Consider the following 21,899-nt stretch of genomic DNA (forward strand, 5'->3'; position numbering starts at 1 on the left):
AGAATCCATGCGTAAAAAACTAAAAAATAATCACTAAATTTAACCACAGATGAATCGATTTTGAGCACTTACTTTGCTATGCTCACTTTCATCCGCTGCGAGTGGCTCACTTTATCCGTCCTATCCAATTCGATAAGCAGAAGAGAATTCATCGCAAACACCTATTTAAAAAAATCAAAAGGTGAGAATGATACAATTAATATCGCTAGAGGTTATTATCTGTTCTCAATATTATATAATCAACCAGGGATAGGTAAGAAATATGCGGATAGTATCATACAGATTACTAAGGGTATCAATCATTCTTCATTTCCAGCTTCTGGGTATTTTTTAAAAGGCTATTGGTGTTACGAGCTAAGTGAATATCAAGAGGCGCTACACAATTATTTAATTGGAGATTCCATTGCGAAAAGCAAAGGCAATGTGATTCAATACATTGAAAATAGAAAAATGATTGCACTTCTAAAAAATAGAGCTGGAGATCATCTAGGGGCCTTGGAAATTTATTTGAAGGAAATTGATTCATTGAGTAGTATTAAGAATAATAATCCCTTAAATTATTCCGACTATTTAAATCGACTTTACAATGCCTCTCTTACTTACATGCATTTGAAGAATCTCGATTCGGCAAAAGTTTATGCTAAGAGGGGATTGAATGAAAGCTTGATTGTAAAAGACAGTTTGATGTATTTTGATTTTGTATACAATTTAGGAATTGTTGAGTATTTGCAAGGAAATGAAAATATCGCATTAACCAATATAAATCGAGCCCTACCACATTTAGATGCTCATTCTCAAGCAATGGCCAATTATTACAAAGGTCAAATTGCACTTCACAACGAAGATAATAAAGAGGCATTCCATTTTTTTAGAATCACGGATTCAATATCTGAAAAATTGAATTATACCTTTCCTGAACTGAGATTTATTTATGAGTATACTATTGAACATTATGAAAAGAGTTTTGATCTGGAGAACCAATTGATCTATATAAACAAGTTATTAAAACTAGATAGTACGCTTACCCATTCAAAGGATTTACAGTTAGAAATTGTAAAAAAATATGATCGGCCTATACTATTGCATAAGAAAGAAAGCATCATTAGCAGTTTGGAAGATAAAAACAAGTTAGGCAACTTAATCATACTGCTTTTCGGATTGTTGATTGCAGGATTGATTTTTTTGGTTTATAAATACAGGATGAATCAAAAAATCTTTCTGAAGAAATTCAATGCGTTGGTCTTGGAGGATAGTCAAGCTATACATTCAGAAAAACCGGAAACCCAGCAGTTAGAAGTAATTCCAGTAGAAATCTATAATAATATAGCATCTGGGTTAAAGAAATTTGAAACGGAACATGAGTTCTTAAAATCTATAACTTTGATTGAACTGGCAAAAAAACTCGATACAAACTCAACCTATTTATCCAAATATATCAATATCAACACTAACGATAATTTTAGTCAGTATATTAATAAATTAAGAATCCAATATGTCATAGAAAGATTGAAATCGGACTCCTTATTGCGATCTTATACAATAAAGGCCATTGCAGAGGAAATTGGTTTTGGAACCGCCCAATCTTTTACTAAAGCATTCTTTCATGAGACTGGAATCTATCCATCTTACTTCTTAAGAAAGTTGAACAATAATTAGTGTAAATTTATAAATGTCATGAATAAGTTCTTGAAATATTGAGAATTACGTTTTACTTTTAAAGTGTAATTTTAAAATATTTTGTCATGAAGAAAAAGAAGCAAGCAAAAGAAATTGATCATTTTAGAAATGACTTTCTTCAAAACTCCAATTGTATAATTGGAGGCGGCGGTGGAGGTATCGGTGATATCGACAGAGACAAAGCAGGTAGACCACCAACATCTGGTCACTAACCTCATTTAGACCTCAATTTGCCAATTGGGGTCTAAATTTAATTCTTTCCAATTAGTTTATAAATTACTGATATGAAACACGCAATCACTTCCGTATTGGTGCTTTTTTTAACCATAGCTTGTGTTGGACAAACGCTGCCTCAGCCTAAGCCATTGCCGATAACTCCTGCTCCCACAGCAGAGACGTATTATGGTAAAACAGTGGTAGATGACTATAGGAATTTAGAAAATATGCAAGATTCACTAGTTCAAAAGTGGTACCATCAACAAGCTGTTTATGCCGATGCTATTTTAAGTTCTATTTCTGGGACAGATTCACTGATGAATAGGATGAAAGAATTAAATAATCGTCAGACATATTATGTCGATAAAATAAATATTTTGGAAAATGGGAACTATTTTTATTTAAAAAAAGAAAAAGGAGAAAAGAAGTATAAACTATTTTATAGAAGCAGTATTAATGGCAAGGAAATTCTTTTGTACGATCCTGATTCATTTCAAATTGAAAATAGAAATAATTATACAATCAATTATATTAAACCAAGTTGGGAGGGCGAATTTGTTTTAATAAGTTTATCGCATTCTGGAAAGGAGCTTTCCGAAATGATTGTGATTGATACAGCTAAAAGAATTGTTCTTCCACAAATAATTAGTAAAGCCTGGCCATCTTCTTTTTTAGGTGTCAGTTGGTTACCAGATAGCTCTGGGGTTATTTATTTGCATTTTCCTGTTACAGATATTGAGAATGCCGAATTCAAAAGAAACACACAATCGGTATTATATAAATTAGGGGATGATCCAAATGACTTTAAAGTTTTATTAAGCTCAAAATCAAATCCTGAATTAAACATACAACCAAATGACTATCCTATTGTTACAATCAAGTCAAAACATGACCCTTATGCAGTAGCATATATTGCATCAGTTAACAATTACTGGGATTCCTATTTTTTACCAATTGATGACTTCTATAGTCATGAGTTTTCTTGGAAATCATTTTTTTCAAAAGAAGATATGGTCTATACAAACACTGGGATTTTCAATGATGGAGATTATTTTTATATATCTGCTTTGGGAGCATCAAATTTTAATATCTCTATGGTGTCTCTCGAAAACTTAAGTTTTAAAAATCCTATAATTTTGATTTCAGAAAAGCATGATGAAGTTATAGACGATTTTATTATAAATGCAGAAGGTTTATTTTATTCAACAATAACTAATGGGGTGGAAGGAAAATTATATCATTTTTCAGAGAATGTTTCTCATAAAATTCCACTTCCAAAGAGTTCAGGGAAGGTAAGTCTATCTTCTCTGGGTGAAAACTCTGATGCGTTGTGGATAACTCTATCAGGATGGATCAGCAATGATTCACGATACTTATATTTAAATAAAAATAAAGAATTTAGGAGTGAAGAACTTGCTCCAATAGCCGCATATCCCGAATTTCAAAAGTTCCTTGTGAAAGAAATAGAAATTCCATCCTATGATGGCGTTTTGGTGCCCTTATCTATAATATACAGTTCAGATATAAAGATGGATGGTACTAATCCAACACTGTTTTATGGTTACGGCGCATATGGCGAGGCCATAAATCCTTTCTTTTCTCCGTTATTTCTAACTTGGGTTGAAAATGGGGGAATTCTATGCGTGCCCCATGTCCGTGGAGGAGGTGAAAAAGGGGAGGCTTGGCATAAAGCTGGATATAAATCTACCAAAATGAATACTTGGAAAGATTTAATTGCGGCTACAGAGTACATGATTGATAAAGAATATACTTCAAAGAATAATACTGTGGTTTATTCCAATAGTGCCGGCGGCATTATGGTTGGTAGAGCAATAACAGAAAAACCAGAAGTCTTTGCCGCTAGCATTGTTGATGTGGGTGTGCTTAATCCATTAAGAAGAGAATCATTTTCTGGAAGTTCGAATTATAAAGAATACGGCACTATAACTGATTCTACTGAGTTTAATGGTCTTTTAGCAATGGATCCCTATATGCATTTGGAAAAAGATGTGAATTATCCTGCCGGTTTATATATCACAGGAATGAATGACCCACGAATTCCGCCATGGATGACTGGAAAGTTTGTGGCAAAAATTCAAGCTTATACAAATTCTCAAAATCCTATCTTATACAAAGTTGAAGATCATGCAGGTCACTCGACAAGTGCATCTTCTGACGATCTTTACAAAAAATGGGCTGAAATGTTTGCTTTTGGATTGTGGCAGGCTGGGCATCCGGATTTTAAATTGAAATTTTGAAACTACGTAATTTAATTTTCAAAAAACAGAAATTAGTTTTAATGCCTTAAATGCTTGTGTACTTTGACAACTTATCTTTAATAGCTTTCATGTCATCACTAACTTTTTTATCTATTATTTTTGCGTAATGTTGTGTAGTTGTCAAAGATCGATGGCCGAGCATTTTACTAACAGACTCTATGGGAACACCATTAGTTAATGTGACTGTTGTTGCAAATGTATGTCGGGCCAAATGGAAGGTAAGATTCTTTTCAATACTGCATAAATCGGCGATCTCTTTTAAATAAGCATTCATTTTTTGATTGCTCAATACTGGTAGTAACCTGTCACCATTCATAAGCTCCGGACATTCTGCATATTTTTCAAGAATAGCTTCTGGTATAGATAAAATCGGAATTTTACTTCTCGTGTCTGTTTTACTTCTATTTATTTTTATCCATTTGTCGCCTGTTGGACCATAGATAATGTTGTTTTTAGAAAGCTTTTTTACATCGGCATAGGCTAATCCAGTAAAACAGCAAAACACGAAAATGTCTTTAACTTGATTTAGTCTTTGTACCCCGAATTCTTTTTCGACTAAAGTTTGAAGCTCTTTTTCAGTCAGGAACTCGCGATCTACAATTTTAAGTTTACCTTTCCAATGAACGAAAGGATCTTTATCAATCCAATCATTTGCATAAGCAATTCGGATGATTTTTTTAAAATTGGTTACATATTTAATTGCCGAATTGTGAGCACAGTTTCTGGTAGTTTTAAGATAGAATTCAAATCCAGTTATGAATTCATGGTTTACATCTGTTACAGGAATATCTTCTACCTTATATTCTTTTATAATATAATTTTTAAGATGCTTTCTAGCGGTTTTATAACGTTCCAATGTACCAGCAGCAAAGTCTTTTCCGACTAATTTTTCCACTTTGTCATTATGCTGTTGAAAAATTTGGAGTATCATTTTTACTTTAACATCTTTTCCTAAAAATCGATTTTTGATTGTTATTGGTGTTATTGGCCGTCCTTCTCGAATAAGATTATTATAAATGCTTTGAACTCTATATTTTATGGAGTCCATGTATTGGTTTAATTCACGAACGTCAGATGTAGTCCCTTTGATTTTCCCAGCTATGGAATTCCATTTGTTTAAAGGAATTTTCCTATTAATGCTTATTTCACTCCTTTTACCATTCACAGTTATTCTCAAGTAAATTGGAGTATTGCCATCGTTGTCGATATCATTTCTTTTGGGATAGAACAGAAGTGAGAAAGTATTTTGCATCGGTGAGTAAGTATATTACTTCTAAAGATACAAAAAATAAAAACTGTAAAAAAAAATAAATCATTGAAAATCAATATTTAACGTTTAGATAGGTGAGTAAATCAAGATTCAATTTTACTCACCGAATACCTCACTTTTAAGATGATATTAATTGATTTCATTTGATATTAACTAAAATGCAAAAAGCCGATAAACATAGTGTTTATCGGCTTTTGATGGAATTTGATGTATTCCCTGCGGAGAAAGAGGGATTCGAACCCCCGGAGGTGTGACCCTCAACAGTTTTCAAGACTGCCGCATTCGACCGCTCTGCCATTTCTCCAGTGTCGATGCATTACCTTTCAATAATTTAGCAAGAATGATAATAAGCTAAAAAATCTAAGCGGGCCTGCCCGCCGAAGGAGCGCCTTAGCGTTCCGTAGGCGGGTGCAAATATAGAACCCTTTTTTAATTCTTTCAAGTAAAATCACAACTTTTTAAAAAATAAAATCGGCCATTGAATTAATTTATGGCAATGGCTTAAAATTGACGTCCGCAAGCCTTATTTTTGCAGCAATCTGAAACCAATACTAATGAGCATTATAGAGAGTTTAAAATGGCGCTATGCCACCAAAAAATTTGATCCCAATAAGGTTCTGACCTCAGATAAACTGCATACACTCAAACAGGCATTTAATCTGACCGCAACATCGTTTGGCTTGCAAACCATTTCTTTGCTTGTCGTTAAGGACAAAGTTTTGAGAAATCAATTGTTGGAAGCGGCCTATAACCAACGTCAAATCGTCGATGCTTCACATTTGTTGGTGATTTGTGTCAAAAAAACCATCAAGGACGACGATGTGGACGATTTGTTTGATAATGTCAGCCAATTAAGGAAAACCCCAGAATCCATTCTCGAACCTTATCGAAATAACCTGAAATCTATTATGGAAAACATGAGCTTGGAAGAACAGCGGGAATGGTCCATTAAACAAGCGTATATAGCCATTGGCAACCTAATGACGGTATGTGCCGTTGAGCGCATCGATTCATGCCCAATGGAAGGTTTTGACCGTGCGAAATTTGACGAGATTTTAAAACTTGACGAGAAACATCTCACATCGACCTTGTTGCTGCCTGTGGGGTATCGTGCAGAGGACGATATGTTTTCAGGCTTTAAAAAAGTGAGAAAAGAATTAAAACATAGTATTATCGAAATGTAAAACGCTCATTTAAAACACCTATTAACGATGTTCTTATTCGGGAACTCTATTCCCATTCGCTGGATAATCTTCTCCCATTCCTGAGACATACCCTTTAAAAAGCACATCATCAAAATTGCCGATAATATCAAACTCAGCGCCCTGAACCATAAATCCTGCTGAAAGTTTATTATCCATAATTTTTACATCATAAAGATCAAATTCGCCCACGTCAGAATTGACACGTCCAGAATACACACCCTCGTTGTTTTTTGTAATCATCATAATGGCTGATACATTGCCTTGTGGTGTACCTTCTATCAACAAGCTCCAAGCACCGATATAAGGATCCACTTTTACGGCACTTTTGCTAGTTCCACAATTGGTTATGAGTAAGGAGAAAAATAAAACGGATAACACATACGATCTTTTCATGGCAAGAATGGATTTTACAATCTAAATTATTAGTGTCCGATAAAAATACAAAAGCTAATAAACCCTTTTAAAACAAAGGGTTTCACGAGATTTTTAAAATAACACCTTACTTTTTAGAAACTATTTCTATAGCGAATGATTGGACAATTTTAATAAAACACTTCGTATTTGTCAATGAGTTACCATCAAGTCTTTATTCCCTGCCTGTTCGGCAGACAGGTATAAGCGCAGCGGTCTTTACTCATTATCAGACAACAATGAATATAAATATACAAAATCTCATTGTTTCCGATTGATTTTTATGTTAAATCGAGATGATTAATTCAGATCATTCACTTTTTGCTTGAACATATATAATGTAAATTTGAATATTAAATTTATTAATGAATAGATAATTATGCCAGGATTTGAATTATTTGGAAGTGCAGAACGCAAAGAAGTCAATGATGTTTTGGAAAACGGTGTGTTGATGCGCTACGGATTTGACGGGATGCGCAACGGCCATTGGAAAGCAAAGGAATTGGAAACCGAATTACAATCGGCCTTTAAATCTAAACATGTACAATTGGTATCCAGCGGAACCGCGGCGGTATCGGTTGCTCTAGCCGTAGCAGGAATTGGAGCAGGGGACGAGGTCATTATGCCATCATTTACCTTTGTAGCCAGTTTTGAAGCCATCATGATGATGGGAGCCATTCCTGTTTTGGTGGATATTGATGATACTTTGACTTTGGATCCGAAGGCTGTTGAAAAGGCAATTTCACCTAAAACCAAAGCCATCATGATCGTGCACATGTGCGGCAGTATGGGCGATATGGAGGCATTGCAAAATATTTGCGATGCGCATAAGTTAGTCCTGATTGAAGATGCCTGTCAGGCCATTGGTGGTACTTATAAAGGGAAACCCTTGGGAAGTATTGGGGACCTCGGCTGTTTTTCATTCGATTTTGTAAAAACCATTACCTGTGGCGAAGGTGGCGCAGTCATCACCGACAATAAGCAATACTATATTAATGCCGACCATTATTCCGATCATGGCCACGATCATATAGGAAATGATAGAGGTGCTGAAGATCATCCATTTATGGGCTATAATTTTAGAATTTCAGAACTACATGCGGCCGTTGGCTTGGCACAGGTAAGACGATTGCCGGATTTCCTGTCCATCCAACAAAAAAACTATACGATACTCAGGGAAGCGCTTTCTGAAGTTCCCGAAATCACTTTTAGAACGGTTCCAGAGGGTGGCGAAGAAAATTATGGCTTTTTGAACTTTTTTCTTCCCGATTTGGAAATTGCACGCAAAGCTTCCAAAAACTTGAAAGAGGCAAATGTGGATGGTTGTTTCCATTATTATGACAACAATTGGCATTATATCAGAAAATGGGACCATTTAAAGACTCTAAAAACCTTATACCCAATTTCTGAAGAAGTGAAATCAGGTCTCAAATATCTTCAAACAAAAACCTTTGAGCAATCTGATCATTTTATAGGACGGAATATTTCATGTCTCATCAAACTTTCATGGACAGAAGAAGAGGTGAAGTTGCGCGCAACGGCCATGGTGAAGGCAGTTACTTCAGCTTTGAAGTTGTAAAGTAGAAAGTGTTCAAAAAGTATTTGCACGAGTACCGAATAGGTTATGCGATAAGATAAGAACTGTTATTGATAGTATCTGAAAAAGGATTTAGAACGTTTGTTTTAAATCCTTTTTTTATGGGCATTTGAAAATACTTGATGAAAGCCCCAAGTGGCCGATTTCAGTTTAATTTGAAGTTGTGGATAACCAGATTAAATATTTTTTGCAAATGTCTTTTAATAAGCTTAAATTAGTGAGGATAAATGAGTTGTAATTTGGGAATCGGAAAATGCCTTTATAATTTACGAGCTTATTTATTTTGCCATCAATTTTGAGAAAGCCCCTCTTCTAATTTAAGCTTAACGAGCTTGGGTTTTCCATGAGACTTATACATAGTGAATTTGGTATACAGCTCAACGGAAATCACAATTTAGTTCCTACTTTATGTTTTAGTATCACAGTTAAGAAATGAATCACTTTTAGGTCTTTTTCATTTTATCCGATTCTTTTTGTCTATTTAATAACCATTCTAAAACCATTGATCATGAAACAACGATTACTATTTTCGACATTTATTGTATGTGCCTTTATCAGCTTCTCGGCTTTTTCCCAGTACAAGCCTGACGAGCAGCGAATGTACTCATGGGACGATACAAGCTCTGAATGGGAACATACTACGACCATGGAATATACTTATGGCAATGAGGGCGATAAGGAAACCAATTTACTTAGTTTAGTCATGCCAGGTTCCCAGAAACAAATCCAATATCATAAGCAATATAATGCCAGCAATATGATCACGACTCAGATAACCCAATTTTGGGAACCTTCTTTGATGGTATGGCAAGATTTCTCAAAAACGGACTATGAATATGACGGCTCAAACAATTTGGTCATTAAAACCGATCAAACTTATAACTTTGGTACAATGGTCTACACAAATAGCGTAAGAACCATGTATGTGTATACAGGAGCAAATCTGACTTCTGAAACCAAACAGTTTTGGAATGCCGGAAGTGGTACTTGGGTCAATGACTCAAGAGAATTATATGAGTATTCGGGTACTGACATGTCTCAACAGACTGACCAAGAATGGAATGCCGGCACAAGCAATTGGGTCAATAGGGAACAGACTGAAATAACCTATGGCTCTCCTGGCTATCCGAGTCAAACCATCATTAAAGAATGGAATCTTGGAACAAGCATCTGGGAATTTGATGAAAGAATAGATTATACCTATCAAACGAACAGAATAAGTGAAGCCTTGGGATATGATTATATTGGAGGCACGTGGGTCTTGGATTTTAGAACGGTGTTTACTTATGTGAATAATTTAGCAACAGAAATTTTATATCAGGAGCGAGATGGAACGGAGTGGGTTAATGTGGATAGAGTTTTAAATACTTACGACGCTAATGGCAATAATATAGTGATGATTGCAGAAGATTGGGATACAACGGGTATGGCTTGGGAGCCAGTCCATAAAATTGAAACTGATTATTCTCTGGTATTGCCATTTAGCTTAAGTACCGACGATTTTAAAAAAGAGCAATTCGTGGTCTATCCGAATCCAGCAACCGATATCATCAATATAACTTATTTTCAACCTATTGAAAAAATGGAACTTTTTGATGTATCGGGAAAAAAGCTAATGTCATCCTACAATGTGAGTCAGCTGAATGTGGAAAGTTTGAAATCTGGAATGTATGTTCTAAAAGTTTATGATAAAAGTTCAAGTTCAACAAAGAGAATAATGGTCAAATAGATAAGAAATTGACACGGAATTGTACTATTGATAGGTTATGATATTTAAAAAGCCTGAGGTTTTACTCAGGCTTTTTTACTATGCCATATCATTAATTTGAGTTTTTACTTGATCTCCTTGTGGCGACAGTTGTTGTTGAAGATCTATTGTATGTGACAGAATGATTTCATGACCTTTCCGGTCTATTCGTAATGTTTGTAGCCGATTAAATTAAGTAGGGGATCAATCATCAATAACTCACATGGTCCACAATTTCCAAACCATAGCCAATAATCCCAACACGCTTGGTATGTTCACTATTGGACATCAATAATAACTTATGGATGTTAAGATCGTGCAGAATTTGCGCTCCAATTCCAAAATCCCTATGGTCCATGGCAATTGCCGGTGCCTTGATGACATCGGTATGATTCTGTTCTTGTTTTAAGATTTTTAATCGGTTGAGCAAATCGGTGGATTGATGCTGCTGATTGATAAACAGGATAGCGCCCTTGCCATCATCGTTGATTACCTTGAACATATCGTCCAACTTCTTATCGGCATTATTGGTCAATGTCCCCAAAATATCATTATTGACCAGGGTAGAATTGACTCTGGTCAAAACAGGTTCATCGGTTTCCCAAGCGCCTTTGGTCAGGGCAATATGTACTTGATTATTGGTCGTTTGCTGATAGGCTCTTAATCTAAATTTCCCAAAACGGGTGACAATCTCAAAATCCTCTTTCTTTTCAATCAAAGAGTCGTGCTGCATTCTATAAGCTACCAAATCTTCTATGGATACGATCTTGAGGTCAAACTTCTCAGCAACCTTCACCAGTTGAGGTAATCGCGCCATGGTGCCGTCATCATTCATAATTTCAACAATGACACCAGCTGGCTGTAATCCCGCTAAGCGTGCAAAATCTATCGCCGCTTCAGTATGTCCGGTACGTCTTAGCACACCACCTTGCTTGGCAACCAATGGGAAAATATGTCCAGGACGTCCCAATTCAAATGGCTTGGTCTCAGGATTGATCAAAGCTTTTACTGTTTTTGCTCTGTCGCTTGCTGAAATTCCAGTGGTCACACCGTTGCCACGCAAATCGACTGAAACCGTAAAGGCAGTTTCCATAGGATCAGTATTATTGTGTACCATTGGGTTCAATTCCAATTCCTTACAGCGTTTTTCTGTAAGTGGTGTACAAATCAATCCACGTCCATGCGTGGCCATAAAATTGATCATTTCCGGAGTCACCATTTCTGCTGCAGCCACAAAATCGCCTTCATTTTCTCTATCGGCATCGTCAACAACAATAATGACTTTTCCACTCTTAATATCCTCAATGGCCTCTTCAATGGTATTTAACGTTATAGTTGGCATATAGGTGCTTGTTGTCATTTTTTTGAAATTATATGCAAAGATATGGCTTATTTTACATTTAAAAGGCAACTTTTGTCCAAGTCTTCCTTGATTTTGTTCTTAAGTAAAAAGTGGGAAACGCCATAGAAAGGAAAGGCAATCAACATCAATAAAATGTCTAAGCCTTTTGTTTTGAATCCAATGTTTTTGTAGAAAACCTTGGCCTTGATCCAAGTGACAATATAGTAAAGTAGATAAATGATAAAAGAAATCATGCTTAAATCTATGGCCGCTGAGGCAAATTCAGGAAATTTATTGTTTTTGAAAACAAAATGTAAAAGGAGCAGGATGGCCCCAATGATATAGAAAATAAAAGCAAATTTCGAATAGTCTATCGTGTCGGTGGCATCCTTTTTTGATATGACATAGGCGTCATTAATGATGATTCCTTGTTTTTGAAGATCTTCGATGGTTTGATTGCGCTTAAATAACTGATTTAAGGCGAAAGGCTTAATGCTTTTATCAAAATTAAGATCGTTGTGGTTCTTGATGATATCAATCAATTTGTCGTTGTTATAATCGTCTAAGAAACTATACTGAACCAGCTCACCATCTATGATGACGGAGTTTTTTGGACGGAGATTGAGGAATTTCTTGATAGGATCGAGATAACTGTCAAAATCAAACAGACCTTTGTCATTGGTGGCCCGCGTGGTCAAATAGATGCCTAACGGCAACATGATCAAGGTGGAAAGCCAAGTGGCCAAAATCGGGTTTAAGGTCCCGTCTTCTGAGCTGTTTTTTGCGAAAATCCCTATAAAATGATATGTAAGGAACAAAAGAATGGCAACGACCAATGGCAAGCCAATACCGCCTTTTCTGATCAAGGCTCCCAATGGCGCACCGACAAAAAAGAGAATAAAACAGGCAATACCCAAAACGTACTTTTCGTGAAGAGCAATGAGATGTTTGTTCAGATTTTTGTCTGAAATCTCCAAGAATTGTTCTTTTGTCGATATAATTTGTGTCGTACTGCTAATAGTATTTAACGATAAATTGACAAGTTGTAATTTGCCTTTAGTCTCAAAAAGATCAAGGACATTCCCTTTAAAAATACTGTCCGTTTCTGGTGAAATATTATTGTTTAAGGAATTAACTGAGGTTCTGTTGTATAGAGTTTCAGCGAGATTTTTGTATTCATTCGACTTGTTTCTATAGAGACTGTCAATGGTATAGTTAAGATCTCCCACATCGAGCATATTATATCTATCTGTATAGCTTTTTTCGCCCAGGTCGACATCATTTAGTGCTTCGAGATCAATATTCATGGTATAGGAGTCGAAATAACTCTTGGCATGTGGCCTCTTTTGGACCTCCTTTGCGTTTTTGCTGTAAATTTCTTCGTAATAATTACCGTTAAACAGCACGAGTTGAAGAATGTTTGACGAGGCACTGCTTATTAATTCGCCAGATTCCGATATAATCACGAGGAAATTGCCCGGTCGATTGTTTTTGCGCTGGTGCATGATCACCTTGGAAAGATACTGACCACGATCGCCACTTTTTTTCTCCACCTTGATATTAAAATCGCCTATTTCATTAAACTGTCCTTCGGCAATGGCCATTTGCGGCTTGAGCTTAGCGATGTTTTTTCTCAGGTTGTAAGCATTAAATTCTGCCCATGGAATCACATTGTTCGCAAATAAAAACGTAGTTATAGATAGGAAGACAATAAAAATACTCAAACCCCTCATGGCGCGTTGCAACGAAATACCAGTAGATTTCATTGCCGCAAACTCGTAGTTTTCGGCAAAGGTGCCAAAGACCATTATAGACACTAACAAAATGGTTAGGGGTAAAATTAAGGGGATAAGTGTAGGTGTGATATATAATAAGAACTTGAGGATCACATCAACATCAAGGTCTTTGCCCGCCAATTCAGAAATATATAGCCAAACAGCCTGTAAAACAAAAATGAGCATGAGTATAACAAACACGCTCAAAAAAGTTTTTAAGTAGGTCTTAAGTATGTACCTATCCAGTATTTTCATAAAATTGGCGCCTTATCTAATCCAGCTTATTGATGTAATAACCTTTGTATTTATTAGCATCAAAAGTAAATAAGGTTTTTGAAATGGGCTCATTAGTTTTAAAACTATTTACAGTTAAGGTGGTATGGGTGCCATTTTTGCCCACTTCAATAAGGTTGTAAATATGTTTCGTCTGCGCGTCAATACCTAGCAAGACTTGTTTAATTTCAGAATTGCTATCAATTGGCGTAAGTTTAACATACTGGATTTTTCGCCCATTTACATTTTGAACGATATCCATGGCATAATTGTACCCATTTTGATAAAAGGTCAACATTTTGCTCGGTGTAATGGTGTTTTCGTCTTCAGTGTTGTTTTTGGAAATGGTCACTTCTTCATCTTCCGGGCTTATCGTATAAAGTGTTTTGCCGTCATAAATCCGGGTAACCCCAAGGATATTCAATAGGTATTTTTCGCCCTCAATGATCACATCGCCTCGTGTTTCTTGGTTAATGTTCTCGCTGAGGTTTTTTAGAACATATTTAAAATCGATGCTGATGTTATTATAGCCTTTAACTTTGGCACTCACTTCGTTTAACAAGTTCTTCGCTTTCTCTGCATCTTGAGCATAGGTGGAAAACGATAATAGAACAATGGCTAATACATATAATTTTTTCATTAGAATGGTATTTGTTAATCCCGTTAAGGGGATTGGTGTTGTTATTTCAAATTTATGATATTTCATCTGCCAAAAGCTGATCTAACGCCACAAGATCAGGAACGAGTACTTGCCTTGCCTTACTGCCTTCAAATTGGCCAACAATTCCAGCCGCTTCCAATTGATCTATCAATCGACCGGCCCTATTGTAACCCAGTTTTAATTTTCTTTGCAATAAGGAAGCTGATCCTTGTTGTGCAGTGACGATGACTTCAGCAGCTTCTCTAAATAATTTATCTCTGTCGGAGATATCTACATCAAGACTTGTGCCACTTTCTTCACCAACATATTCGGGTAAAAGATAGGCATCTGGATAGGCTTTTTGTCCACCAATAAACTCGGTTATGACTTCAACCTCTGGGGTGTCAACAAAGGCGCATTGGATCCTGGTCAGTTCATTACCTTGGGTATAGAGCATGTCGCCACGCCCAATCAATTGATCGGCACCAGAACTATCCAAAATTGTTCTGGAATCAATTTTAGACGTCACTCTAAATGCAATTCTGGCCGGAAAATTGGCCTTAATAATTCCCGTAATAACGTTAACAGATGGTCTTTGAGTAGCAATTATGAGATGGATACCAATGGCACGTGCCAATTGGGCCAAACGGGCAATAGGGGTTTCCACTTCCTTGCCAGCAGTCATAATCAAATCGGCAAATTCATCCACCACCAAAACAATATATGGCAAAAACTGATGCCCTTCATTAGGGTTCAATTTACGAGCCTTGAACTTTTCGTTGTATTCCTTAATATTACGGCAGAGCGCGTTTTTTAACATCTCATAGCGATTGTCCATTTCAATACACAAGGAATTCAGGGTATTGATGACCTTGGTGTTGTCCGTGATGATGGCATCTTCGCTATCTGGTAATTTGGCCAAGTAATGGCGCTCAATCTTATTGAAGAGTGTCAATTCCACCTTTTTGGGGTCCACCAAAACAAACTTCACTTCTGCAGGATGTTTTTTGTAAAGCAAAGAGGTCAAAACAGCATTTAAACCGACTGATTTTCCTTGACCGGTCGCACCGGCCATCAATAAATGGGGCATTTTGGCCAAATCGACAACAAAGGTTTCATTACTGATGGTCTTGCCAAAAGCTATGGGCAATTCCATTTCTGATTTTTGGAACTTTTGAGAAGCAATCACCGAACGCATCGAGACAATGGTTGAGTTCTTGTTGGGCACTTCAATCCCAATCGTTCCCTTTCCAGGGATTGGTGCAATAATACGAATGCCCAAAGCCGCCAAGGACAGGGCGATATCATCTTCCAGGTTTTTTATCTTAGAGATGCGAACCCCTGCATTAGGTACAATTTCATACAAGGTGACCGTTGGACCGATGGTGGCTTTGATATTGCTAATGCCAATATTGTAATTGTTTAAGGTTTCAACAATACGGTTTTTGTTTTCCTCAAGCTCATCCTGATCAATGGTTATGCCTTCAGAATCGTATTTTTTTAATAGGTCTAAGGGTGGGAATTGATATTTGCTCAATTCTAAGGTAGGATCAAACTGACCAAAATCGGCCACCAATTTATTTGACAGATTATCACTTTCAGAAATTTCTTCAACAACGTGTTCAACTTCCATCGCCAATTCCTCTTCCTCATTTATTTGAGGGACTTCAATATTGAGATTCGGGGTCTTAATTGGAGGTTCGGGCTTGGATTTGGTTTCAGCTACCGAAGTATCCTTGGCAGGCTTTAAATCAAAAGCCGCTTTTATATCTTCAGCTTCGGCAGTTAAATCATTGTCTAAAGCGACATAAGATTCTGACGATTCTGATGTGCTTTTAAAATCCTCATTAAAATCTTTTTTTGCCGATTTGAAGACCTTGACAACCTCCTCACCAGTTACCTTAAATCTGACGGCAGCATATACGATCAACCCAAATAAGAGAAGGAGGGCGGTGCCGATAATTCCAATATAGTCCTGGAAAAAGGAGTTCATTTCAAAACCAATGGTACCACCGAGCGCATCGTATTTATGGGCAAAATATCCGAAGAAAATAGACAGCCATACGGCTATGAGCGTTCCCCAAATCCAATGGCTTCTAAGTTTGGCTTTGTTGATGTCTAACGTCACATAGATTCCAGATAGGAATATCAATCCTGCAAAAATAAAAGAGGAGACCCCAAAACCCCTCATTATAAAAAAGTCGCTCACCCATGCACCCAGTTTGTTTAACCAATTTTCAGCAACAACGTCACGAGAACCAATTTCAGTAAGCGTGCTCTGATCTGCTTTTCCTGTAAAAAAGAAAGAAAGAAAAGCAATAAACAACAAAATGCCAAGAATCATCAACAAGCTGCCAAAAATGAATTTTTGTTGACTTGATAGTTTGAATTTTGGCTTTATTGTTTTTTTTGTGGTACTGCTTTTAGCTTTGATTTTCTTCTTCGCCATTGTTAACTTTCCGTGACTACGGAAATCTGTTGATTTTAAATAGGATTACTAAAACACGTTAGAATTTGTTGATTCTTTGAGGAAACAAAAATACAAATTACTAACGTTAATCCTATTGGATTTAGTATTAAAAAAGCTTTGGATAATAAATGATTACAGCCACAATTACCGCTGAGATGGCAGCAATAAAAACGGCACCTGCAGCCACATCTTTGATGCGTCCAATTTTTGGATGACGTTCAGGATGAATAAAGTCTGCGATGTATTCAATAGAGGTGTTGAGGCCTTCAATGCTCATGACCAAGCCGATCATGGCAACTTGAAATAACCATTCCGTTGAAGAGATTTCAAAGTAAAATCCGGCAATAGTCACAATAATGGCAATTGCAAATTGAATTTTGATACTGGCTTCGGTTCGAAGTAAAATCAGTGCCCCCTTAAATGCCCATCCTACGCTTTTTAAACGATTGACAAGGAACGAATCTTTCTTTACGGACATAAAAACTATGAGAGTGATTGTAATGCAGCTTCGTAATTGGGTTCGTCGGTTATTTCAGGAACTTGCTCAGTATAGATGACTTTTGATTTGTCGTCCAGCACCACCACACAACGGGAATGTAATGCTTTTAAAGGACCGTCAACAAAGGTCAGTCCGTAATTTTTGCCGAAATTACCATCTCTAAAATCGGACAGGGTCTCTACATTATCCAATCTTTCAGCCGCACAAAAACGTGCAAAGGCAAATGGTAAATCTTTAGAAATACAAAGAACTTTGGTATTGTCAAGTTGCGATGCCTTCTCGTTGAATGTTCTGACCGATTGAGCGCAAACACCAGTGTCCACGCTAGGGAAAATGTTCAATATAACATTATGACCTAAATAGTCATTTAAAGATCTTGGAGAGAGATCAGGTGCGGTTAATCTAAAGTTTGGAGCATCAACTCCTATTTTTGGAAGCTCACCAAAAGTTGTTACTTGGTTGCCTTTTAATGTTACGGTTGCCATAATATATTGTATTAATTGTGAAATGTTAAAATTAAGAATAATTTAAAGCTTTGTCTATTAATTAAACCTTAAATATTTTGAATATTGACTTAAGAAGATAAGTTCTTGAATATAATCAAAATTTAGATGATCAACCAATAATTGCCTATTGAAATTATACCTTATTAGGTCTTATCGCAATTCTGCTCCAAGTTGTTTTTCAAAATTGGATTTTAGCTTTTGCATAATTTTGTCAACCTGTTTATCCGTCATGGTGCTGTGCTCGTCCTGGAATTTAAAACTCACTGCGTAACTTTTCTTTCCTTTTGGAAGTTTTTCACCCTGGTAAACATCAAATAAATCGACATCCTTCAGCAAGCGCTTCTCGGTTTGGTTGGCAATGGTATCGATGGCTTCAAAAGTGACCTTGTCATCTACCAAGAGTGCGAAATCGCGTCTTGTAGAAGGGTATTTAGGTAGTTCCTTAAAGTTGATTCTGTTGTGTTTAGCCAAATCAATCACATTGTCCCAATTGAAATCTGCAAACAATACATCTTGCGAAATATCAAAATGCTTCATGATTTTTTTATTGACCAGACCAAAATCGACTAGTGTCTTTTTACCGATTCGCAGGCTAATTCCTTCGCTATAAAGACCTTTATCAACAGGTGAGACGGTAACTTTATTTAGACCTAATCGCTCCAAGAGGGCTGTAATGATCCCCTTCAAATAAAAGAAATTGCTTGGTTGCTGTATGGTATTCCATCGTTCGGCGTCTTTATTTCCAGTGACAAAAAGTGCTAAATGCTTATTTTCAATATACTTGCCATCATGGCTGTGATAGGTTTTTCCAAATTCAAAAAGCTTTAGATCCGAACGTCTTCTGTTGATGTTTCTATTAATGGCTTCAAGTCCCGAGAACAGTAAACTTTGGCGCATCACGCTTAAATCATGACTCAATGGATTGAGCATGGTGACATTGTGCTCTTCTTTTAAATCGGGACTTAATTTTGCATAAGTAGGGGTGGTCAACGAATTCGATAAAATTTCGTAGAACCCTTGTGCTGCCAATTGGTTACCCGTTACATTCTGAAGTTTAAAATCTTCAAAACGCGAAGTTGGGGAGATAGAGGCGTTTAATTTTTCGGTAAAATTGATATTGTTGTATCCATATATTCTCAAAATTTCCTCAATCACATCGGCTTCACGTACCACATCATTTCTATAGGCTGGCACCATTAAGCCCAAGCCAGTTTCAGTAACGTTGTTAACCTTGATATCTAATGACATCAAAATGCTCTTGATGGTATCCTTGGGGATTTCTTCACCGATTAGTTTTTGCGCATTGGCAAAACTGAAATGTACTGGGGAATCTTCTATTTTCTTAGGATAGAAGTCTACGAGATTATTGGTAACATAGCCCCCTGCGACTTCTTGTATCAATAGGGCAGTACGTTTTAGGGCGTATTCTGTGATGTTTGGATCAACACCTCGTTCAAAACGAAATGAGGCATCTGTATTTAACCCATGTCTTTTGGCAGATTTCCGAACACTGATCGGGTTGAAATAAGCACTTTCTAAGAAAATGCTAGTAGTCTGTTCTGTAACTCCCGAATTTTCGCCACCAAAAATACCGGCAAGACACATTGGTTTTACGGCATCGCAAATCATCAGATCCTCTTCGTGCAATTCACGCTCAACACCATCTAAAGTTTTAAATTTCGTTCCTTTCGGTAGCGTTTTCACAATCACTTTATTGCCTTCAATCTTGTTGGCATCAAATGCATGTAAGGGTTGTCCGAGCTCATGAAGAACGTAATTTGTAATATCAACGATGTTGTTTTTTGGGGTGATCCCAATTGCTTTCAGTCTGTTTTGTAACCAAATAGGTGAAGTATCGACTTTTACATCGGAAATAGTCACACCACAATAACGAGGTGCCAACTCTTTGTTTAGGACTTCAACATCAATTTTCAAAGTCCCCTGATCAACCCTAAATGCACTTACTGATGGTGTAATTAACTCCACGTGCATGTTTTTTTGCGAAAGTCCAGCTTTAAGGTCTCTGGCAGTGCCAAAGTGGCTCATGGCATCAGCTCTGTTTGGTGTAAGGCCAATTTCAAAAACCTGATCATTTTCTACTTTGTAGATATCAGCCAATAAAGTGCCCACTGACAGGTCATTATCAAGCACTAAAATTCCTTCGTGAGAGTCGCCAAGCCCTAATTCGTCTTCTGCACAGATCATCCCATGGCTCTCTTCACCTCGTATCTTTCCTTTTTTAATGATCCAAGCTTCTCCTTCAGAGGTGTATAATGTGGTTCCGATGGTAGCAACAGGTACTTTTTGACCAGCGGCTACGTTGGGTGCGCCACAAACAATTTGTAATGGTGTTCCAGAACCAATGTTTACCGTGGTTACTTTAAGGCGGTCTGCATTGGGATGTTGGACGCAGGTAAGCACTTCGCCAACCACAATGCCTTCCAATCCCCCTTTAATAGATTGGAATGGCTGGATGCCTTCAACCTCAAGGCCCAAGTCGGTAAGGAGTTCACTAGTTTGTTCAGGTGTCCAATCTATATTTACAAATTGCTTTAACCAATTATATGAAATCTTCATTTTTTGAGTGTTATACTATAGGTTGATGATTTTTAGGCAATATTTTCTTATTTGAACAATCCTCAGTGGACCAAATATTGCATCTAATTTTAAATTCGGGGTAAAGATAATAATAGTATATAGTTATAGAAATGGTAAATAATTTTATTTTTTCTGATTTTTAGCTTTATTTTAACCCTCAACTAAAAGCCCCAAATAGATTATGAAGATTTGGTTTATTATTTTATCCTTTTTTACAATGGTTTCCTGCAATAAGGATAATTCAAAGAAAATGCAACATGGGCATTGGCGGGGTGAACTACAAATTAATGATCAAGAGAATTTACCTTTTAATTTTGAGGTTACGGCCGACAAAAGTTTGAAGGTTCTTAACGGAGAAGAAGTCATTTTAGTAGATGAAGTGACCTATAGAAACGATTCTATTTTTATTAAAATGCCTGTTTTTGAGGGCTATTTCGCAGTAAGGCTTACTGACGAAGGAATGCGGGGAAACTATATCAATGACGATATGAACATGAAGATGCCCTTCAAGGCCATTTATAATGTTCAAGACAGATTTGAAATCAAAGAAGCGCCTTCGGCCAATATTTCAGGAACCTGGGAGGTGGTATTTAGCCCTGATTCCGCTCAGGGAATCTACTTTGCCAAAGGCATTTTTGAGCAAGATGGGCAAAAAGTAACGGGAACCTTTAGAACCAAAATTGGCGATTACAGATATTTGGAAGGGATTATGAATGGGAATGAATTGAAAATGTCTGCCTTTGATGGGGCACACGCATTTTTGTTTGTGGCTACGGTTAATGACAATAAGCTCAATGGTGTATTTTATTCGGGGAATAATTGGCGTGCCTTTTTTGAGGGAAAGCAAAATGATGATTATGAACTGCCTGATGCCACGACACTCACCAAAATGCGCGATGACAATGAGCCTTTTGCTTTCAGTTTTCCTGATGAACATGGACATATCGTATCTCTTACCGATAAACAGTTCCAAGATAAGGTAGTTGTGGTACAGCTGATGGGTACTTGGTGTCCAAACTGCTTGGATGAAAGTGTTTTTTTCTCGGAATTTTCTAAACTTAATTCTGAAAAAGATGTGGAATTTGTGGCACTTGCCTTTGAAACCGCTAAAACGGATTCGTTGGCATTTGCAGGTATAAAACGCTTAAAGGACCGATTGGGAATTGATTACCCAATTTTATTGGCACAACACGGGACTACAGATAAAATTGAGGCTCAAAAAAAGCTGCCAATGTTGACCCAGGTGGTTTCTTACCCAACTACTATATTTATTGATAAGAAAGGAAAAGTCCGAAGGATTCACACAGGTTTCAATGGTCCCGCAACTGGTGAGAAATACATGGAGTTTAAAGATGAATTCACTGTTTTTGTGAACGAGCTCCTGAAGGAATAAC

General features: G+C 36.9%; 16 protein-coding genes and 1 tRNA gene. 7 read left to right on the top strand and 10 right to left on the bottom strand.

The genetic code is table 11. The features are described from left to right. The first annotated feature begins 78 nt into the window (after positions 1–78). The 3 genes from G6N06_RS15020 (at position 79) to G6N06_RS15030 (ending at position 4,151) form a co-directional block, all read left to right on the top strand. Complete coding sequence (locus G6N06_RS15020) at positions 79–1,656, top strand: helix-turn-helix domain-containing protein (RefSeq protein ID WP_163517608.1); 1,578 nt, start codon at positions 79–81, stop codon at positions 1,654–1,656. A gap of 86 nt (positions 1,657–1,742) precedes the next feature. Then, a complete protein-coding gene (locus G6N06_RS15025) occupies positions 1,743–1,889 on the top strand; it encodes a hypothetical protein (protein ID WP_163517609.1) in 147 nt (48 codons plus the stop codon). A gap of 99 nt (positions 1,890–1,988) precedes the next feature. Beyond that, on the top strand, positions 1,989–4,151 hold the full coding sequence (locus G6N06_RS15030) for a prolyl oligopeptidase family serine peptidase (protein ID WP_240338082.1): 2,163 nt from the start codon (positions 1,989–1,991) through the stop codon (positions 4,149–4,151). A 46-nt stretch (positions 4,152–4,197) separates the two neighbouring features. Here the strand turns inward: G6N06_RS15030 and G6N06_RS15035 are convergent, their stop codons facing one another. Then, positions 4,198–5,424 (bottom strand): site-specific integrase, encoded by a 1,227-nt coding sequence (locus G6N06_RS15035; RefSeq protein ID WP_163517611.1) that lies wholly within the window; start codon positions 5,422–5,424, stop codon positions 4,198–4,200. Between the two features lie 237 nt (positions 5,425–5,661). Beyond that, positions 5,662–5,746: transfer RNA gene (locus G6N06_RS15040), tRNA-Ser, on the bottom strand. A 250-nt stretch (positions 5,747–5,996) separates the two neighbouring features. Between G6N06_RS15040 and G6N06_RS15045 the strand changes: the two genes are divergently transcribed. Then, positions 5,997–6,626, top strand: a complete 630-nt coding sequence (locus G6N06_RS15045) for an NAD(P)H-dependent oxidoreductase (protein WP_163517612.1) — start codon at positions 5,997–5,999, stop codon at positions 6,624–6,626. Positions 6,627–6,659: 33 nt separating this feature from the next. On the opposite strand, the gene G6N06_RS15050 is transcribed toward G6N06_RS15045, so the two are convergent. Continuing rightward, complete coding sequence (locus G6N06_RS15050; protein WP_163517613.1) at positions 6,660–7,040, bottom strand: hypothetical protein; 381 nt, start codon at positions 7,038–7,040, stop codon at positions 6,660–6,662. A gap of 397 nt (positions 7,041–7,437) precedes the next feature. On the opposite strand from G6N06_RS15050, the gene G6N06_RS15055 reads away from it, so the two are divergent. After that, positions 7,438–8,637, top strand: a complete 1,200-nt coding sequence (locus G6N06_RS15055; RefSeq protein WP_163517614.1) for a DegT/DnrJ/EryC1/StrS family aminotransferase — start codon at positions 7,438–7,440, stop codon at positions 8,635–8,637. A gap of 526 nt (positions 8,638–9,163) precedes the next feature. Then, positions 9,164–10,384 (top strand): T9SS type A sorting domain-containing protein, encoded by a 1,221-nt coding sequence (locus G6N06_RS15060; RefSeq protein WP_163517615.1) that lies wholly within the window; start codon positions 9,164–9,166, stop codon positions 10,382–10,384. Positions 10,385–10,613: 229 nt separating this feature from the next. Here the strand turns inward: G6N06_RS15060 and ribB are convergent, their stop codons facing one another. From ribB to pheT, 7 genes are all read right to left on the bottom strand, one after another. Further along, the gene (gene ribB / locus G6N06_RS15065; RefSeq protein ID WP_163517616.1) at positions 10,614–11,762 is read right to left on the bottom strand and encodes a 3,4-dihydroxy-2-butanone-4-phosphate synthase; all 1,149 of its coding nucleotides are present in this window, start codon (positions 11,760–11,762) and stop codon (positions 10,614–10,616) included. A gap of 29 nt (positions 11,763–11,791) precedes the next feature. Continuing rightward, positions 11,792–13,774: an LptF/LptG family permease gene (locus G6N06_RS15070; RefSeq protein WP_163517617.1), complete on the bottom strand. Its 1,983-nt coding sequence runs from the start codon at positions 13,772–13,774 to the stop codon at positions 11,792–11,794. A gap of 16 nt (positions 13,775–13,790) precedes the next feature. Then, the gene (gene lolA1, locus G6N06_RS15075; protein WP_163517618.1) at positions 13,791–14,432 is read right to left on the bottom strand and encodes an outer membrane lipoprotein periplasmic chaperone LolA1; all 642 of its coding nucleotides are present in this window, start codon (positions 14,430–14,432) and stop codon (positions 13,791–13,793) included. Between the two features lie 52 nt (positions 14,433–14,484). After that, positions 14,485–16,881, bottom strand: a complete 2,397-nt coding sequence (locus tag G6N06_RS15080; protein WP_163517619.1) for a DNA translocase FtsK — start codon at positions 16,879–16,881, stop codon at positions 14,485–14,487. Between the two features lie 127 nt (positions 16,882–17,008). Beyond that, positions 17,009–17,380 (bottom strand): diacylglycerol kinase, encoded by a 372-nt coding sequence (locus G6N06_RS15085; protein WP_163517620.1) that lies wholly within the window; start codon positions 17,378–17,380, stop codon positions 17,009–17,011. A 5-nt stretch (positions 17,381–17,385) separates the two neighbouring features. Continuing rightward, positions 17,386–17,886, bottom strand: coding sequence for a thiol peroxidase (gene tpx / locus G6N06_RS15090; protein ID WP_163517621.1), 501 nt, complete (start codon positions 17,884–17,886; stop codon positions 17,386–17,388). Positions 17,887–18,057: 171 nt separating this feature from the next. Further along, positions 18,058–20,484: a phenylalanine--tRNA ligase subunit beta gene (gene pheT / locus G6N06_RS15095; protein ID WP_163517622.1), complete on the bottom strand. Its 2,427-nt coding sequence runs from the start codon at positions 20,482–20,484 to the stop codon at positions 18,058–18,060. A 202-nt stretch (positions 20,485–20,686) separates the two neighbouring features. Here pheT and G6N06_RS15100 point away from each other — a divergent pair, with 202 nt between their 5' ends. Beyond that, entirely contained in the window at positions 20,687–21,898 is a 1,212-nt protein-coding gene (locus tag G6N06_RS15100) for a TlpA disulfide reductase family protein (protein WP_163517623.1), read from the top strand. Position 21,899: the final 1 nt, after the last annotated feature.

This window comes from Gelidibacter japonicus, assembly GCF_010725055.1.
GTDB lineage: Bacteria > Bacteroidota > Bacteroidia > Flavobacteriales > Flavobacteriaceae > Gelidibacter > Gelidibacter japonicus.

Coding starts and splice junctions, on each gene's coding strand:
- G6N06_RS15020 (WP_163517608.1), top strand. CDS start 79: ATGCTCACTTTCATCCGCTGCGAGTGGCTCACTTTATCCGTCCTATCC.
- G6N06_RS15025 (WP_163517609.1), top strand. CDS start 1,743: ATGAAGAAAAAGAAGCAAGCAAAAGAAATTGATCATTTTAGAAATGAC.
- G6N06_RS15035 (WP_163517611.1), bottom strand. CDS start 5,424: ATGCAAAATACTTTCTCACTTCTGTTCTATCCCAAAAGAAATGATATC.
- G6N06_RS15045 (WP_163517612.1), top strand. CDS start 5,997: ATGAGCATTATAGAGAGTTTAAAATGGCGCTATGCCACCAAAAAATTT.
- G6N06_RS15050 (WP_163517613.1), bottom strand. CDS start 7,040: ATGAAAAGATCGTATGTGTTATCCGTTTTATTTTTCTCCTTACTCATA.
- G6N06_RS15055 (WP_163517614.1), top strand. CDS start 7,438: ATGCCAGGATTTGAATTATTTGGAAGTGCAGAACGCAAAGAAGTCAAT.
- G6N06_RS15060 (WP_163517615.1), top strand. CDS start 9,164: ATGAAACAACGATTACTATTTTCGACATTTATTGTATGTGCCTTTATC.
- ribB (WP_163517616.1), bottom strand. CDS start 11,762: ATGACAACAAGCACCTATATGCCAACTATAACGTTAAATACCATTGAA.
- G6N06_RS15070 (WP_163517617.1), bottom strand. CDS start 13,774: ATGAAAATACTGGATAGGTACATACTTAAGACCTACTTAAAAACTTTT.
- lolA1 (WP_163517618.1), bottom strand. CDS start 14,432: ATGAAAAAATTATATGTATTAGCCATTGTTCTATTATCGTTTTCCACC.
- G6N06_RS15080 (WP_163517619.1), bottom strand. CDS start 16,881: ATGGCGAAGAAGAAAATCAAAGCTAAAAGCAGTACCACAAAAAAAACA.
- G6N06_RS15085 (WP_163517620.1), bottom strand. CDS start 17,380: ATGTCCGTAAAGAAAGATTCGTTCCTTGTCAATCGTTTAAAAAGCGTA.
- tpx (WP_163517621.1), bottom strand. CDS start 17,886: ATGGCAACCGTAACATTAAAAGGCAACCAAGTAACAACTTTTGGTGAG.
- pheT (WP_163517622.1), bottom strand. CDS start 20,484: ATGAAGATTTCATATAATTGGTTAAAGCAATTTGTAAATATAGATTGG.
- G6N06_RS15100 (WP_163517623.1), top strand. CDS start 20,687: ATGAAGATTTGGTTTATTATTTTATCCTTTTTTACAATGGTTTCCTGC.